Below are 16,485 nucleotides of genomic sequence, written 5' to 3'. Positions count from 1 at the left end.
TCTGTTATATATGTATCTATCTTTTTTTCACTAACTTCTTTAATGGATTATATTGTTGAACAAAATAAAGATAAAAGGTATAGTGCATATTATTTAAATATATTAAAAAATGGAATTGCTAATAATGTATTGGGTCATAGTTCAATCTTAAAATTTGAAGACAATAATGAACGAGAGTTTTCAGTTGATGAAAAAGTAATTATCAATAATATTTTTTTATTATCCTATATTGATGAAAATAAAGTTGTAGAAAAAATTGCAACAGTTGGAATGGATTCATTTTTAAATTTTTATACTCAAAAAAAATATGAAAATGAATTTAAAGAGCAAAATGAAAACTTTATACAGTTTGCTAGTGGATTAAAAGAGTTATATGTAAAATATACTGAAGCACAGAAAAAAGCAAATAAAGAATTTTTAAAGGCTAAAAAACAATCACATAAAAAATATTTAGATTTTAAGAGAGAATCAAAAAATAGTTTTACTAAATATCAACAAGAGGTATCAGACTTAAATAATAATATTAAAAAAAATGTTAAAAAATTACAAAATGATAGTTCATTTAGATCAAAATGGAATGATTTTGTTAAATATTATAATAGAGGTGGATATTATAAGAAAAGAGCACTTAAAGACTATAACAGCTATATGATACAAAAATTTGGAAGAAAAATTGAACCTTCTTCATGGTGTAAAGTACCAGGTGGTTTATTAGCTCCTTTTGTTGAAATAACTGATGGAATCTTAGGTGAAATTTTTAGAGCTTTTACTGGTGGTGGTGATAGTTATAGTGGTTGTTTAAACACATATGCAATTACAGAAATTATATCAAAAAACTATCATGATAAATGGAAAACTAAAACTAAGGTTCCTTATGAAGGAATAGATACTTTTAATGATTATCTTTTAAACAAGGAAGTAAAAAACGAAATAATTAATAATTTGAGAAAAAAAGGGATTAAAGTAAGTAATAGTTTTAATTACAAAGAAAAAGAATTTAGAAATGCTTATATAAAAAATGTTACAAAAGAAACCTATATAAATGTTAATAAATTATATAAAAAAATGGGTATAGCAGGCATAAAACATAACTTGAGTTTTAAAAGTTTTGTTTTAAGTAATCAAATTAGAGAGAAATTTAAGGCTACTCTATCAATGTATAATAAAAAAGAACAGAATAAAGTTTTAAGATTAATTGCGTATCAACGAACTGAAAGGTTTTATGATGATGTGTATATGCCAAATCTAAAAGAAGGATTGAAAAAGGAATTTGTATTAACAAAAAAACAATTATTTTCTTCATATAAAGATAAAGGTAATAAGTCAATTAAAGCTTTATATATACCACCTATTGCTATAGCATTAAGTTTAATATTTGGTGTTTTAAATGCAATAAGTTTATTTAGTTTGATCATTTGTTTAATGTTAGTACTTATTTTTAAAATGAATGAAAACAAGGTAAATATTATCAAAAAAATTATGGTGTTTTCATTAGTTATTATTGTTGTAATGTTACCTTTCTCAATTAAAGGAGATAATTACTTCAATAATGCACAAAATATTTTAGAAAATAATACAAGTACTTTAATAAAAAAATATTCTGAAGTATTAACTTGGATATTTATTTTTGAAAAATACAATTATCCATTAGGCGTATCTCTGAGAAATAATTTAACTGAAAAACAATTGAAATCTTATGGTTTAGAAAAAAATAAAATTTAGAAGTAAGGGTTATTCTTGTTAAAAAATTATACAAATGTATTTATTAACTTAGTTGATGATGCATTATTTGAAGAAAAAGCTTTTTTTGAAGAATTAGAACAAGATAAAATAATGATTGAAAAAAAGATATTTGAACATTTTAAGATTTTTTATAATTCAAATCAAAATAATATGAAAGAACTATTTAAAGAATATATAAAAGAGTTTATATTAATGAATAAAAATAATTTTACAATGAGTACTTCTAAATTATTTGATATATCAAAACAGATACATATTGATTATTTATTAGGTGATTGTAAAGAAGAAAGGTTTAATATATATTATTCTATTTCTAAAGCTTTACAACATTATGGAATCTATAGTGAAGATAAAATTTGTGACTTATCCAATACAGTTTTTTGGAAGAAATTAATTAAAAAACTCTATCTATTATATTTTATTAGTAAAAATTCTTTTCTTAAAATAATAGAGCATAACTTTATTAAAGAAAACTCTACTCTTGTTGAGTCATTAAAGTACTTTAAAAATAATACTTCATTTAAAATAGACTGTATAGATGGAAATATTGTTTTTAAAAAATGTCAAGAAATGAAAATTATTAAGTTTATAGAAAAAAAACTACAACAAATAGATATATTTGAATTTTTAAGTTTTATTTTAATTCAAAAAAGGAATGACCGAAGGATTCCTTTTAACTATATTATAAATTTAGCATTAAAAAATATTCATCTTTCAAATCTAAAAAAATCAAATGATAAAATATTTAAAACAATAGTAACATTATTTATAAATTTTATTAATTTATATCAATTAAGATCTTTTAATATGTGGGAGTATATGTATATTGATGAACAAAATATTGAAGAAAAACTAAAGAAACAAGTTTTACATTTAAATTTATATTCGTTGAGTTATCCTTTAAATACTGATACCTTAATAGCCTATATAAATAATTTAATTGGTAATGAAATATTAAATAAAGAATTTAAAAATAAATTTGGTTTTTCAATGCATGAACTCACTACTTTTTTAATAAATACAGATAAGTTATCTAAAAATGCAAATATAATAAAAATAGATTTAAAATACTTCAAAGAGTTGGAAAAAATAGTTAGTTTTTTTTCTGTTGATTCGAAAGTAATAAATAAAAATTACTTAATACCTACAAGTTTAGTTAATATAGAAAACTTATTTATACATAATCCAATAATAAAGCATAAGAACACTTATTACTTAGTTGGTTTTAAATACTTTAAAATGAATTTTTATAATGCACTTGTAGAAAAAATTAGATTAAATTTTGATTCAAAAGTAACTACAAAGATTGGTAATAATATAGATACTTATGTTAAACATATCTTTAGTAATAAAAATTTTGATATCTATTCAGATAAATATAAAACTACTAAAAATAATAAGCCGTTAGAATGTGATTTAGTTATAAAATTAGATGATAAAATTATATTTATAGAAAATAAAAATAAAGGTTTGAGAAAAGAATCTTATTCTGGTTCTTCTATTCATATTTTGCAAGATTTTATAAGAGCATTTGCAACTTCACAATTTCAGCTACTAAGACATGAAAAAAATCTCTTAGATAATAAACAACTTATCTTTGAAAATGGAAAAATTCTTACTTACAACAATGAAAAAATTATTAAAATTTCTTTATCCCCTAATAATTGGTATAGTATTATGAATAATTTACCTAGAAATATAATTCATGCTTTAACTAATATTAGATTTACTTTTAAACAAAATGTACCTATTGAGGTTGAGAAAGAGTTTACTAAAACTAATAAAGATTTACAAAAATTGACAGATATCATTTTAGAACTTGATAAAAATTATAATATAGATGATATCCTTTTTAATAGTTTATTTATACCCTTAGAATTATTAAGTGAAAATGAAAATGATAAAAAAGCAATAGAGTATATTATTGGCTTACTTTATTTAAAAAATGACATAACTAATATTTATGATGGATATAATAATTATAAAAAACTTCATTAAACTAAAACTATTAAATAATACTATCCAAAGCTTTCAAAGCTCTTGAAGCTTGTTCTTTAGATTTAGTTACATATCTTTGTTCTGTAACTATAATTGAACTATGTCCTAACATTCTACTTACATCAGCTACTGCTACTTCATTTTGAAGTAGTGTAGTTGCTAACATATGTCTAATATCATGTAATCTAAGTTTTGGTAGATTTAATGTTTTTAATAGCTTTTGAAAATGCCATCTAGGTGTTTCTTTTGTGTAGTTAAATATTCTTAGATCTAATTTATCATTTAGTTCAATATGATTAATTTTAGATTGTGTTTCAAGTGCATTTAGTAATGTATCATCTAAATCAAAAACTAGTTCTTTTTTCCCTTTTGCTTTGCTAGCTGGTATTCTAAAAATCTTTTGTGATAAATTTAGATCTGAATACTTTAGATTTAAAACTTCACTTACTCTCCGTCCAGTTAATAAAAATAAAAAAATATTTCTAACTTCAGGAAATTGATAATATTCTTTATCAGAAACTTTTATTAAGCTATAACTTCTCATTGCTTTAATAATTGTTCTTGTATCCTCAATAGGAAGGGTATAATCTACTTTATTATGTACACTTGGTATTTCTAATGTAGACCAATCAAGATTTAAAGGTTTTAAAAAGGTTTTTAAGTTTAATGCTAATAGCTTAACTGTTGCTGGTTTTCTTTTCCCTATTAACTTATTTAATTGCTTTTGTACATCATGTATTGTAATACTATTATATAGCTTATTATGAAGTTCTTTTGAGTGTGTTAAAAGATTAGTTGAATAGTTATCAATAGATGACTGTCTTAATGATATAGACTTTTGTTTTATAAATAGTTTTGCTTGTTCTAAGAATGTATTAGACTCCATTGAGTTTTCAATATACTTTTCTCTTAATGTACCTTTTGTAGCAAGTTTCTTTTTTAGTTCTTCTCTTGTTGAAGATACTTGATCTATAGATTTTTTAAATCCAATATCATTAGTATTAAAATAAAATACTTTAGAACTATCTATACCATTCTTTTTAATTCTAAGATGAAGTTTATAAACACCATTAATATATTTATTTGCTTCTTTAACTGTTGTAACTTCTTTTATATTAATATCTGAATCAATTTCAAGGGAAATACCTGTACAATTTGAATTAGGAAGTTTAACTCTAATATATTTTTTCACAACACACACCTTTTTAATCACACACTTTTTAACACACTTTTTTAGATTAGTTAATATGAAAGTATATATATTGAAAGTTTAATAAAAGCTTATTTTATGGTATTTTTTGTGAAGGAATGGTACTCTGTATGAATGAATATAAAAGTATATAATATTATATAGAATAGGGCAGGAGAAAATCGTTTAATTAATAATATTATTATTTTTTGGTAGAATAATATATCTTTTCAAAGTAGGGTATAAATGATATGAAAATAAGATTATTATCTCTTGCAATTCTTTTTACCATAAGTTGTTTTGGTTCGCAAATTAATCCAATAATAATTGGAATCGCACCCCACTCTTCAACTAGAGTTATTTTAAAATTACATCAAGATTTAAGAGTCTTTTTAGAAAAATATTTTCAAAGACCTGTAGAGATTTTGACAGCAAAAAATTTTAGTGAATTTTCAATGAGGTGTAATGAAGGAAGTTATTATGACCTAATTTTGACATCACCAAATCTTGCGGTTCTTGCTCAAAAAATGGCTTCTTATACTCCTTTGATGACCTATAAAAAAGGTTTATCAACTATTATTTTATCAAAAGATAAAGATATTTTAAAAAGTACACAATTACCTTTACATGTTGTAGGACTTGATCCTGTCTCTTTCCCAACTTTAGATGCACAAGATTGGTTAGATAAACAAGGATTTAAAGAGGGGGAAAAAGTGGAATATACCTATACAAGTGCTACAGATAGTTCAATATCTATACTTCTAAATAATCATGCGGATATGATAATTATTTCTTTGCCAAACTATATAAAACTTATGACTGATAAGTTAAAAGATAAAGTTACTGTAATATATCAAAGTGAGCCAAAACCAAGCAGAATTTTCTTGGCAAAGGATAAAAATGGTATCACTTTAGAACAATGGAAAAAAGCACTTGATGCTTTTTCAAAATCTAGCGAAGGTGAAAATCATCTAAAGATAACAAAACTTGAAGGATTTAAAAAAATGGCTCCAAATGATTTAGATAATCTAGGTGAGATTGTAGATAAAACAATCCATAGGTTATATAACTAATGAGGATATCATTAGCATGGAAATGGGTAATTGCCAGCCTATTAATAGAGAGCTTAATGCTTACACTATTGGTAATAAAAAATGTAATACAGTTAGAAAATAATTTATCAACACAGACTCACATAAGACTCAATGAACAAAAGATACTTTTGCAAAGTGCCCTTGCTGCTCCAATTGTACAAATGGATTATGCAACAATAGATGCAATACTAAAAGAGACAAAAGCTATTTCAACTATTGATTATTTGATTGTTGTTGATAATAATAACAACTGTATCTCCTCTCTTGGCTGGATAAATTGTGATGTTTTGCCAAAAATAGAGCTAGATCCTTTTAGTTCGACCTCATTAGAAGATGAGAGGTTTGATACAAATATTCCAATAACTCTTGCTTCTCAAACGCTAGGAAAAGTCTATTTGGGTCTATCTACAAAATTTTATATTCAAGCTAAAAAAGAGATGATAGTACGAAGTATTATAATTGCAATGATTGAGTTAATTCTTTCTGCAATACTACTTATAACAGTTAGCAAATGGATAATAAAAAACCTTGTTAAACTAACTCACACAGCAAATGCTATTGCATTGGGTGATTATTCCCAAAGGATAGATTTAGGTGATAGTAACGAGACTTTTGAATTACAAAACTCTTTTAATCTTATGGCAACAAATATAGAAAAAAATATAAAAGATTTAAAACTTTCAAATAAAAAAGAGAAGGAACTTTTTAAAAAACTAAAATCACAGTTAGAAAAAAACTATGAACAAGATTTACTTCTAAAACATCAAACAAGAATGGCTGTAATTGGAGAAATGTTAAATAATATTGCCCATCAATGGAGACAACCACTAAATGCAATAACAGTACAACTAAGTAGCCTAAAACTAAAAAATGAACTAAAAATGATTGAAGAAAGAGATATAAATGAGACTGCAAATAGTGTGATTAAATATGCAAATTATTTAAGTAATACAATTGATGATTTTAGAAATTTTATGAAAGATAATCCAGAAAAAGAGCATTTCAAAGTATTGGATAGTTTTAATAAAGCTATTGATATAGTCTCAGCTTCTTTAAAAAACCACTACATAACTCTAAATATAATCGAGTCTAAAGAGGAACTTTTTGTAGATGGGATAATGAATGAATTAACTCAAGTCTTTATAAATATAATAAACAATGCAAAAGATATTTTAAATGAAAAAAATCTTGATGAAAAAGTTATAGAGGTCACTTTTTATAAAGAAGATAGCCAGATATTTATCACTCTTCAAGACAATGCAGGAGGAGTACAAGAAGATATTATAGATAAAATATTTGATCCATACTTTACTACAAAACATAAAAGTCAAGGTACAGGTATAGGATTGTATATGAGTACAAAAATTATTCATGAACATTTCTTGGGAGAAATCATTGTTAAAAATGAGGATATAGAGTATAACAATCATAACTACAAAGGAGCAAAATTTTATATAATTTTGCCAATCTAAACTTTTCATATATTTTTATAGAATTTGAGATTATAGATTATATAATACTCAAATTCATCATATAATGATAAAAATCTTAATAAAATAATAATATAATTTATTCTATGTTTATAAAATGTATTTTTAATTTATATTTATAATTACTACCATTTTAATTCTTTTTTTTAGGTGATATTAAAGTTAAATTTTCATATATTTAGAAAATTATTTTTTATATAAATCAAATAAAAGAGAGTCTAAATTTTGAAATCGGTTACAAATAAATAATGAAAAAAATATTCTTTGTTATAATTTTTTTTAACTCACTGTTTGCTGGTTATTTTAACGAAGCATTAAAACAATATGAAATAGGAAATGAAAAAAAGGCACTTGAACTTTTTCGTGAATCTTGCAACAGTGATATTTCAAACTGCAGTGAAATAGCTAATATGTTCTTGGATGGAAATATTATAGAACAAAATGAAAGCTATGCAAAAGAGTTTTATAAAAAGAGTTGCTATCTTAATGATTATTCCTCTTGTTATTATGTTGGGTATCTTTTTTTAAAAGAGAAAGATCATCCAAATGCTTTAAAATATTTAGAGTATGCTTGTAACAATGATATTTCAGATGCCTGTTTTTTAGCTTCTGCAATACATTACAAAACTTATAAAGATGATAAAAACTATGTAAATTATTTGCAAAAAGCTTGTCAAAAAGGTGACTATCAATCGTGTTCACAAATTGCCCTTATCTATTATAAAGGAAAACATAAAGTAAGTGTGGATAAATATAGAGCTTATAGACTTTTTTATAGTGCTTGTGAAAAAGGGAAAAGAGATGAAAGTTGTCTAATGTTAGGCTACTTTAATCAAGTAGGAGAAGTAGTAGAAAAAAACCTTTATATGGCTGAAAATATCTATAAAAATCTATGTAGCAAAGAGTATAAAAAAGCATGCATACAACTTGAAAACTTCTATCAAAAAGTTGATACCACTTCAAATCAAGAGTATCTCAAATCAAAAGAGAAAGTTATAACTAAATCTAATTAATCTAAATGATATAAATCTAACTATTTATCTATATCTTAAAAAATTATTAAATCTATTATAATAAGATAATAAATTATAAATCTTATATAATCTCTATTATGTGACGTATGTTACAATTATTGTTACTTTTTATTTATTATTTATTTACATTTTTATTACTTTTAAGTTTAAATCTTGTATATTTTTCAATTATTTTTTTATATTTATAAAGTAGCATTATAAGTTAAGTCTGTTTTATAAGTTTTACTTTTTATAAATATTTAGAAAATAAGAAATTATGAAAGCAATAAATTACATAATGGAATAGTATGGCATATTTTTTAATATTTTGGATTTTAATGATTGTTCTTGTTATATTAATTGAGCAAAAAATAATTGCATCAAAATTTTTAATAAAAAGAGCACATAAATATAGACATAAAACTAGAGCTGAAAGAATTGAGAGAAGAAAAGAGATAGAAGAGTATAAGAAAAGTTTAACTCATAAGTATTATCTTGATAATAATTTAAAAGACCCCGAGTTACAAAAAATGATTGATAAAAATAAATATAAAAGCTTAGATGCTTTTAGATTTGAAGCTAGACTTTTTTATTATGGTTTTTTTATCTCTATTTTATTTGGCTTTATCTTTACTATTACAGGACTTTATAAAGATGAATTTATCAGCTCTTTATATCCTTATATACAACCATATTTTAAAGTATTTTATCACAACTTTGAAAAATATACTTTCAATCCTTTATCTTTTAAAGTTTGTTTTTCTTGGGTATTTGTTTTTAGTGTATTTATATTAATAATATTAATAGCATATTTTATAAAAAATCCTCATAGATATTATTCTATTATTAAAGATGAAGTAGATGCTTTAGGAAGTAAAATATTGTTATTCCTTTTTGTTTTTGTTCTAAATAGATTGATAGTATATTTATTAAATAAACAGAATTTCTATTTAGGAGAAAAAATATTTTATGGATTTCCTACTGCATATGCTATTCATTTTAGTCTGATTTTGATTTATTTTATTTCAATTTTATCATTTTTTATCATTTTAATAAAAATTTTGTTGGATTGCTTAGAGTATATTAAAGGAAAATATTATGTCAATTACTGAAAATGATTTATACGAAAAAGATTATTTAGATATAGATAATCTACAAGGTAACACAAACGGTGTAGGTAGTACTTTTGGTGATGTCTACGGGTATATAGGAAATGGTTCAGATATAGCAGCTGTATTTAATTCTGACCCAGTGATTGGAAAAACGCTAGGTTATTTTAGTAATAAAGTAGCAATAATAGATGCCATTGATTCTGGTATAAATGGAAGATATAATGGTTTTATGTCCTCTGTTGCAGGTACTTTTTCTGGTGCAAGTGCAGTTATGCTTGTGTCTAGTTTATTTCCTCAATCGAAAATTTTTAAATTAATCTCTTTAGGAATAGGTTATGAAGTTGGAACATTCACAAAAGAAACTTTCCTAAATAAAGAATATAGAAAATTAGAATTTGACCCATATGACACACAAACACATAAGTTTGAAAATGGTAATTGGTATGAAAAAAGTGATAATGGAAGTTTAACTTTAAAAATAGGGGTCGGGTGATAACGATAACAACCTTATGCTATTTTATAAGTTTTACTTTTTATAAATATTTAGGAAATAATAAATTATGAAGGTGAAAATTAAAGATCATATGAATAAAAATAAATTAAAAATCTCAAAAGATAGTAATGGGTTATATTATAAAGTTCAAAAATCAAATAATGACTTTACAATCTCTTATGATAATACAAAAACAGTAACAAATATAGAGATAACAGGTGATAATGTCAGTTTGGATGATGTATCAAATCTTACAGAGTATTCAAAAGAAGACCTACAAGCTTTTAATTTCTTAGATGGAGATATGAATAATTTTTATAAAACTCTTAAAAGGAAAGTAGCATGAAAAATAATATTATTTTGACATTAGAATATAATTTAGGTTGGAGAATTTTTATATTATCTTTTTTTATATTCTCAATTTATTTTAGTTCTATTTTTATTATTTTTTATATAAATTTATTGATGTTTATTATAGGTTTAATGTGTTGTTTACTTTTTACATTTGTTTTTCTTGATACGATTTTTTTTAAACGAGTAATTTTTACAAAATTTAATGTAATAAAATATTGGTCAATATTTGGGAAAAATTATATTAATAAAATTAAATATAAAGATTTAAAAATAATTCATAGTAAAAAAGGATATGTATTTGGTACATTGAATTTTACAGAAAAGAAAGCTGGTTTTTTTAAAAGATTTTGCTTTTTTGTAAGTTTAACTCCTCTTCAAGATGAAACAATTAAACAGGTTAAACAGATTTTAATAGAAAAAGAAATATTAAAAGGAGATGAATATGACTGGAACTACTAATATTGAAAAGATAGAAGACTATGAAAAAAATCTATCAGTTGGTATAGATAATGAAGAAATAACTTTTTTAAGCAAAAATGGTTCTAGTGATTTTGCATTAGCTTCTTTTAGTGGATATATGTCTTAAAATAGGGGTCAGGTGATAACGATAACAAACTTATGCTATTTTATAAATTTTACTTTTTATAAATATTTAGGAAATAAGAAATTATGAAGGTGAAAATTAAAAATCATATGAATAAAAATGAATTAAAAATCTCAAAAGATAGTAATGGGTCATATTATAAAGTTCAAGAATCAAATAATGAAAATCTATTATTAAACACTCTCTTTTCTCCTTCTTCGTTACAAAGAAAAAATCTTTACTCACTTAGTCTACTAAGCTCCTACAAGATTTTATCTTCAAGCCTTGAGCTAGAAAAAAATAGGGTGCTTAATAATAGATTTTATGAAAGAAAGGTGGCGTAAGTAAATAGGGGTCAGGTGATAACGATAACAACCTTATGCTATTTTATAAGTTTTACTTTTTATAAATATTTAGGAAATAAGAAATTATAAGTATAAAAAAGAGAAGTTTTGAAAAAGTATAGAAAAATAATTTTGACAGTTTTAACAATTTTTTTAATATTTACACTTGGACTTTATTTAGTGCATTATAAAAATAGGGGTCAGGTGATAACGATAACAACCTTATGCTATTTTATAAGTTTTACTTTTTATAAATATTTAGGAAATAAGAAATTATGAAGGTGAAAATTAAAAATCATATGAATAAAAATGAATTAAAAATCTCAAAAGATAGTAATGGGTCGTATTATAAGTCTTTAGAAGCAAATAATGAAAATCTATTATTACACACTTTCTTTGTTCCTACTTCTTCGTTACAAAGAAAAAATCTTTACTCACTTAGTCTACTAAGCTCCTACAAGATTTTATCTTCAAGCCTTGATCTAGAAAAAAATAGGGTGCTTAATAATAGATTTCATGATGAAAGAAAGGTAGCTTAATGAGTGGATTAATAATTATTCCTATTTACATGATTTATGTAGTTATCGGATTTATATTATTTAAATGGGTTTTAAAACTATTTAAAAAAAGATTAAACTCAATCATTGTTTTAGTAATAGTGATTTTCTTCCCTTTTTGGGATATATTTGCTGCAAACGGGATACTGAAAGTATTATCTTATACAACTAAGCCTATTATCTATGAAATGCCTGAGAAAGATAAAGATGGAAAGATTGAGAGTATAGGAGTTAGTTTAACTAGAGGCTATATAGATTTAGATGACTATAATATGGAGTTCTACAAAAAAACATATGCAGATAAAGTTCGTGATTATGTAGAATATACAGCAAGAACTAAAAATCCTTTATATAAAGATAAAAAAAATTTAATTGCTAAAGTATATTTAGACCCAAACTCAAAAAAAGATTATGAGATTATTGAAAAATCAGAGGCTAGGTATATATATAAACTTGTTGACTCTGAAGATGATACACTTTTAGGATTTAAGATATTTAAATCTCAAGCTGAATTTATTGATACTAAAAAAAATAAAACTATAGCAGTAGCTCCAAGTATTCGTGTTGGAACCCCTTATATTATGAATCTATTTCGAGGTGGTATTTTAATGCTTATAAGCGGTGGAGGAGGTGCTCCTATGTTTGGCACTAAACCAATAATAACATTTGAAGATTGCAAAAATCAACTATTTGATATAAAAGGATTATAAGATGGCAATAAAACCAACTATGGCCAATACTTTAGAATATGGTTTAATCTCCGAGTTTTCTTATTTAACTTTAGAGAGTAAGTATTTTCAAAAAGTGACAACTGGCGATTTGAATCAACAAAATAGATCAGGTGATAACGATAAAAAATAGAAAAATAGGAGTCAAGGGATAATAATAACAAGTAAGAGAAGAATTTATATTGCAAAATGTAATTAATTTAATTATAAAAAGAACTTAAGCTAAAATAATCTTATCTTAATATAAGGTGAGAGTATGGCAAGAAGACCACGAATAGAGATTGCAGGATATTATCACATAATAAATAGGGGAGTAGAGAGAAGAGTAGTATTTTATGATAAGGATGATTTTGAGTATTTTATAGATTTATTATCTAGGGGATGTAAGAACTTTAATATAAAATTGCACAATTATTGCATAATGAGTAATCACTACCATCTTTTGATTGAATTAATAGAGGAAAACCTTTCAAAATTTATGAGATACTTAAATGCTACTTATGCAATTTATTTTAATAAAAAATATAAAAGAGTAGGACATCTGTGGCAAGGAAGATTTAAGTCATGGTATGTGACAAATGAAGCTTATCTTTATATTTTGATGAGATATATTGAACAAAATCCAATAAAGGCAAAAATGGTAGAGAAAATAGAATATTATCCATATAGCTCAAGTTTCTATTTTTTTAAAAAAGATAAAGTACCCGAATATTTAGAAAATTCATGGATAGTAAAAACATATAAAGAAAATATAAAGGAGATAGAAGATTTTTTTTCATTGGAAATTGATAAAGAGGATTTATTAGAACTTAAAAAAGCATCAAGCTTAGTTGATGCACCAGATATTAATAAAGAAATAGATAATGAAAAGTTAAAAAAAGTTTTTTATGGAATTAGTGATAAGAAAATAAGAAATAGATATATAGTAGAAGTATATAATCAGGGATATTCTCAATATTTAATTGCAAAAACTATAGGAATATCTCAACCAGCAGTAAATAGAATAATAAAAAGATTTGGTGGATAATGTTATTGTTATCACCTGACCCTACTAAGACCCTACTAACTAACTACTAACTCTTGACAATTAGAATTCTAACTATTATAATTCTAATTGTATTAAAAGATAGGAGACAATTGTGTATCATAAATTAATGGTGGAAAATCACTTATTATTTACAAAAAAGGTATATGAACAGCTAGCAGATCGAGAACTTTCTTCAGGTCAACCCAAAATTCTAGAGTACTTATATGAACATAATGGTTCCGTACAAAAAGAAATTGCATTGGCTTGCATAATTGAGCCCGCAACAGTTACAAGCCTGTTATATCGCATGGAAAAAAGTGGGATGATCGAACGAAAAACAAAAGATGGTAATCGCAGATCCTTATATGTCTTTTTAACTGAAAAAGGGAAAGAGGAAGCTAGATATGTTAAAAAAGCTTTTAATACATTATCAAACCTTGCATTAAATAATTTTACAAACAAAGAGAAAGAACAGTTTATAGAATATTTGGAGAGGGTAAATAAAAATCTAAAAGAAGTGTCATTAAATTTTGACAAATAATTAATAAAAGGAATTACAAATGGAAATCAAAAAAACATTCAAAGATTTAGAAGATTTTATAGGAACACATTTTATATATACATATGACAATGGCTGGGAATATGAATGGTATGCAAAAAATGAAAATACAGTAGACTACCGTATTCATGGAGGTATGGTTGCAGGTAGATGGGTAACAGATCAGAAAGCTGATATAGTTAAATTGACAGATGGTGTTTTTAAAATCACTTGGACAGAGCCTACAGGAACAGATGTAGCCTTAGATTTTATGCCAAATGAAGGTAAATTACATGGTGTTATCTTTTTCCCAAAATGGGTTCATGAGCATCCTGAAATCACTGTTTGCTATCAAAATGAACATATTGATTTAATGGAAGAATCTAGAAATAAATATGAAACTTATCCCAAATATGTAGTTCCAGAATTTGCAACTATCACTTATATGGGTAATGCTGGCAAAAATAATAACGATGTGATTTCTGAAGCTCCATATGACGGGATGATAGATGATATTAAAAAAGGAAACTATTATTCAAAAGACTATAAACGTATTAATAAATAGTATCGTATCAAATCATAGGAGATCATGCAAAAATACTTCACAAAATGTTTTTGTAATAAAATAACGAATCGAAAATTGCAAAGGCTTTAAAACTACTTCATGATAACTATAAACAAAACCAAGATATAGAGAGTTTGGCTAGGGTTTGTGATATGAATGTTTCTTCTTTCATAATCATTTTAAAAAAACACTTCCCATTCTCCTTTGCAATATAGGGTATGTAAGTTTTATTTGATTTTCTTTGAAAAAGAGTGTAAAATTATTACAAGAGGTATTAATATGAATCTTTGGCAAAAGTTTAGTAGATATTTTGATGATAATACTAGCAAAATCATCTGGATACTTTTGGGAATCCAGACTTTGATTATTGCTATTCTTTCATTTCCAAATTAAATTATTGTTCCATCTTCTAAGATGATTTTATTTCTTCCATCCTCTTTTGCTTGATACAAAAGCATATCTGCTTTTTGGAGGGTACTTTCATAACTATTGTAACTATTTCTAATAGAGACACCAGCTGAAAAGGTAATGTGAATTTTATTATTTTTATATAAAAAGTTGTTTTCTTGAATAATAGCTTTTATTCTTTTTAGGTATTTAAGAAGTTCTCTTTTTAGATTAAAGTGAACTATAGCTACAAACTCTTCTCCACCATATCTTCCTACAACATCCACTTCTCTTGTATTTTTTTCTAATACTTTTCCAAAAGTTGATAATACAACATCTCCAGCATCATGTCCAAAAGTGTCATTTATCTTTTTAAAGTGATCTATATCAAAAAATACAACTGCATATTGGGTATTATTGCGAATAAAGTTATTCTCTATTTTTTTAACAGATTCTTCATAGGCTTTTCTTGTTAAAACCCCTGTTAAATGGTCTCTTATACTCTCTTCTCTTGTCTTTTCAAGCTCTTCTTGAAGTTTTTTAACTTGTAGTTCCAAAGACTCAACTTCTGATTTTCCTGTTGAGAGTTTTTTCTCTACAGAGTTCATCTCTTCTTCTATTGATTTTGCTGCATCTATAAGTTTTGATTGTAACTCTGTTAAGGCTTTTATACTTGGTGATTCCATATCCATAGATTGGATTTGAGATTTGATATCTGATACCTCTTTTGAACCATCTCCACTGCTTTTTATTGCATCATTGAAATATTGTCCCATAAGAGTTAATAGTTTTGCAATCTCTGAGGTCTTTTGTTTTACAACTTTTTTGTCAGCTTCAAATCTTTTTATAATAAACTCTTGCATCTCTTTTTGAATGTCATCTTCAAAAATGAGAGCAGGAGAGTTTCCTATTTTTACTGAAAACTTTTTTAAGTCTTCATCTATATCTATACTAATAGAGGGTTTAATTGATTGTTGAAAAAGTTCAGCCAGTGCATTTATATTATCTTTTGAAACTCTGTTTAGAAGTATGGGTATAATATCTTCAAAGCTATTTATCTCTTTTTCATCAATATTGAGTTGTTCATCTTTACTTAGTTTCTCAACTAATTCTTTAAATAATTCACACTCATCAACTGAAAGATTAAACTTTTTTGAAACTTTACAGAACTCTTTTCTATACTCATTTGGAGTTGCCAAAACACCTTTTTTGTGAAGGTTTAAGAGAGTCTCTTTTACTACTTTTTGAACTTCTGAATCCATTTTTAGTC

The 16,485-nt window shown here is 24.7% G+C and carries 18 protein-coding genes; 16 read left to right on the top strand and 2 right to left on the bottom strand.

Features of this window, described 5'->3' with window-relative positions:
* The first annotated feature begins 270 nt into the window (after positions 1–270).
* Complete coding sequence (locus AEBR_RS09610) at positions 271–1,722, top strand: NADH dehydrogenase subunit 6 (RefSeq protein WP_129086459.1); 1,452 nt, start codon at positions 271–273, stop codon at positions 1,720–1,722.
* Positions 1,723–1,737: 15 nt separating this feature from the next.
* Positions 1,738–3,741 carry a hypothetical protein gene (locus AEBR_RS09605; protein ID WP_129086460.1) on the top strand — a complete coding sequence of 668 codons (2,004 nt, stop codon included), beginning with the start codon at positions 1,738–1,740 and terminating at the stop codon, positions 3,739–3,741.
* A gap of 10 nt (positions 3,742–3,751) precedes the next feature.
* Here the strand turns inward: AEBR_RS09605 and AEBR_RS09600 are convergent, their stop codons facing one another.
* Complete coding sequence (locus tag AEBR_RS09600) at positions 3,752–4,933, bottom strand: tyrosine-type recombinase/integrase (RefSeq protein WP_129086461.1); 1,182 nt, start codon at positions 4,931–4,933, stop codon at positions 3,752–3,754.
* Positions 4,934–5,181: 248 nt separating this feature from the next.
* Between AEBR_RS09600 and AEBR_RS09595 the strand changes: the two genes are divergently transcribed.
* The 14 genes from AEBR_RS09595 to AEBR_RS09530 all read left to right on the top strand — a co-directional run bounded on the left by AEBR_RS09595 (position 5,182) and on the right by AEBR_RS09530 (position 14,828).
* A complete protein-coding gene (locus tag AEBR_RS09595; RefSeq protein WP_129086462.1) occupies positions 5,182–6,003 on the top strand; it encodes a phosphate/phosphite/phosphonate ABC transporter substrate-binding protein in 822 nt (273 codons plus the stop codon).
* Positions 6,003–7,496: a HAMP domain-containing sensor histidine kinase gene (locus AEBR_RS09590; protein WP_172658888.1), complete on the top strand. Its 1,494-nt coding sequence runs from the start codon at positions 6,003–6,005 to the stop codon at positions 7,494–7,496. Before AEBR_RS09595 ends, AEBR_RS09590 begins: the two co-directional genes overlap by 1 nt.
* A 266-nt stretch (positions 7,497–7,762) precedes the next feature.
* The gene (locus AEBR_RS09585; protein ID WP_129086464.1) at positions 7,763–8,527 is read left to right on the top strand and encodes a tetratricopeptide repeat protein; all 765 of its coding nucleotides are present in this window, start codon (positions 7,763–7,765) and stop codon (positions 8,525–8,527) included.
* Positions 8,528–8,835: 308 nt separating this feature from the next.
* The gene (locus tag AEBR_RS09580) at positions 8,836–9,639 is read left to right on the top strand and encodes a hypothetical protein (protein WP_129086465.1); all 804 of its coding nucleotides are present in this window, start codon (positions 8,836–8,838) and stop codon (positions 9,637–9,639) included.
* On the top strand, positions 9,626–10,132 hold the full coding sequence (locus AEBR_RS09575; RefSeq protein ID WP_129086466.1) for a hypothetical protein: 507 nt from the start codon (positions 9,626–9,628) through the stop codon (positions 10,130–10,132). Before AEBR_RS09580 ends, AEBR_RS09575 begins: the two co-directional genes overlap by 14 nt.
* A gap of 67 nt (positions 10,133–10,199) precedes the next feature.
* Positions 10,200–10,478: a hypothetical protein gene (locus AEBR_RS09570; RefSeq protein ID WP_129086467.1), complete on the top strand. Its 279-nt coding sequence runs from the start codon at positions 10,200–10,202 to the stop codon at positions 10,476–10,478.
* Positions 10,479–10,792: 314 nt separating this feature from the next.
* A complete protein-coding gene (locus AEBR_RS09565) occupies positions 10,793–10,945 on the top strand; it encodes a hypothetical protein (RefSeq protein ID WP_164969446.1) in 153 nt (50 codons plus the stop codon).
* Complete coding sequence (locus AEBR_RS09560; protein WP_164969447.1) at positions 10,929–11,072, top strand: hypothetical protein; 144 nt, start codon at positions 10,929–10,931, stop codon at positions 11,070–11,072. The genes AEBR_RS09565 and AEBR_RS09560 overlap by 17 nt, the downstream gene beginning before the upstream one ends.
* Positions 11,073–11,688: 616 nt before the next feature.
* Positions 11,689–11,952, top strand: coding sequence for a hypothetical protein (locus AEBR_RS09555; protein ID WP_129086468.1), 264 nt, complete (start codon positions 11,689–11,691; stop codon positions 11,950–11,952).
* Positions 11,952–12,680: a hypothetical protein gene (locus AEBR_RS09550; RefSeq protein ID WP_129086469.1), complete on the top strand. Its 729-nt coding sequence runs from the start codon at positions 11,952–11,954 to the stop codon at positions 12,678–12,680. The genes AEBR_RS09555 and AEBR_RS09550 overlap by 1 nt, the downstream gene beginning before the upstream one ends.
* Before the next feature lies 1 nt (position 12,681).
* Positions 12,682–12,831, top strand: a complete 150-nt coding sequence (locus AEBR_RS09545; protein WP_164969448.1) for a hypothetical protein — start codon at positions 12,682–12,684, stop codon at positions 12,829–12,831.
* A 123-nt stretch (positions 12,832–12,954) separates the two neighbouring features.
* The gene (locus AEBR_RS09540) at positions 12,955–13,725 is read left to right on the top strand and encodes a transposase (protein ID WP_129086470.1); all 771 of its coding nucleotides are present in this window, start codon (positions 12,955–12,957) and stop codon (positions 13,723–13,725) included.
* A 112-nt stretch (positions 13,726–13,837) separates the two neighbouring features.
* Positions 13,838–14,266: a MarR family winged helix-turn-helix transcriptional regulator gene (locus AEBR_RS09535; RefSeq protein WP_206732660.1), complete on the top strand. Its 429-nt coding sequence runs from the start codon at positions 13,838–13,840 to the stop codon at positions 14,264–14,266.
* Between the two features lie 19 nt (positions 14,267–14,285).
* Entirely contained in the window at positions 14,286–14,828 is a 543-nt protein-coding gene (locus tag AEBR_RS09530; protein ID WP_172658887.1) for a phenolic acid decarboxylase, read from the top strand.
* 389 nt (positions 14,829–15,217) lie between these two features.
* Here the strand turns inward: AEBR_RS09530 and AEBR_RS09525 are convergent, their stop codons facing one another.
* Complete coding sequence (locus AEBR_RS09525; RefSeq protein ID WP_129086471.1) at positions 15,218–16,477, bottom strand: GGDEF domain-containing protein; 1,260 nt, start codon at positions 16,475–16,477, stop codon at positions 15,218–15,220.
* Between the last annotated feature and the right edge of the window lie 8 nt (positions 16,478–16,485).

Source organism: Halarcobacter ebronensis, from assembly GCF_013201825.1.
Classification (GTDB): domain Bacteria; phylum Campylobacterota; class Campylobacteria; order Campylobacterales; family Arcobacteraceae; genus Halarcobacter; species Halarcobacter ebronensis.
Note: the sequence above shows the minus strand (reverse complement) of the source record. Positions and strands in the feature narration are given on the sequence as shown.

Excerpts from the sequence above, each read along its gene's own strand:
- AEBR_RS09610 (WP_129086459.1), top strand. The coding sequence starts at position 271 with ATGGATTCATTTTTAAATTTTTATACTCAAAAAAAATATGAAAATGAA.
- AEBR_RS09595 (WP_129086462.1), top strand. The coding sequence starts at position 5,182 with ATGAAAATAAGATTATTATCTCTTGCAATTCTTTTTACCATAAGTTGT.
- AEBR_RS09590 (WP_172658888.1), top strand. The coding sequence starts at position 6,003 with ATGAGGATATCATTAGCATGGAAATGGGTAATTGCCAGCCTATTAATA.
- AEBR_RS09585 (WP_129086464.1), top strand. The coding sequence starts at position 7,763 with ATGAAAAAAATATTCTTTGTTATAATTTTTTTTAACTCACTGTTTGCT.
- AEBR_RS09580 (WP_129086465.1), top strand. The coding sequence starts at position 8,836 with ATGGCATATTTTTTAATATTTTGGATTTTAATGATTGTTCTTGTTATA.
- AEBR_RS09575 (WP_129086466.1), top strand. The coding sequence starts at position 9,626 with ATGTCAATTACTGAAAATGATTTATACGAAAAAGATTATTTAGATATA.
- AEBR_RS09570 (WP_129086467.1), top strand. The coding sequence starts at position 10,200 with ATGAAGGTGAAAATTAAAGATCATATGAATAAAAATAAATTAAAAATC.
- AEBR_RS09560 (WP_164969447.1), top strand. The coding sequence starts at position 10,929 with ATGACTGGAACTACTAATATTGAAAAGATAGAAGACTATGAAAAAAAT.
- AEBR_RS09555 (WP_129086468.1), top strand. The coding sequence starts at position 11,689 with ATGAAGGTGAAAATTAAAAATCATATGAATAAAAATGAATTAAAAATC.
- AEBR_RS09550 (WP_129086469.1), top strand. The coding sequence starts at position 11,952 with ATGAGTGGATTAATAATTATTCCTATTTACATGATTTATGTAGTTATC.
- AEBR_RS09545 (WP_164969448.1), top strand. The coding sequence starts at position 12,682 with ATGGCAATAAAACCAACTATGGCCAATACTTTAGAATATGGTTTAATC.
- AEBR_RS09540 (WP_129086470.1), top strand. The coding sequence starts at position 12,955 with ATGGCAAGAAGACCACGAATAGAGATTGCAGGATATTATCACATAATA.
- AEBR_RS09530 (WP_172658887.1), top strand. The coding sequence starts at position 14,286 with ATGGAAATCAAAAAAACATTCAAAGATTTAGAAGATTTTATAGGAACA.
- AEBR_RS09525 (WP_129086471.1), bottom strand. The coding sequence starts at position 16,477 with ATGGATTCAGAAGTTCAAAAAGTAGTAAAAGAGACTCTCTTAAACCTT.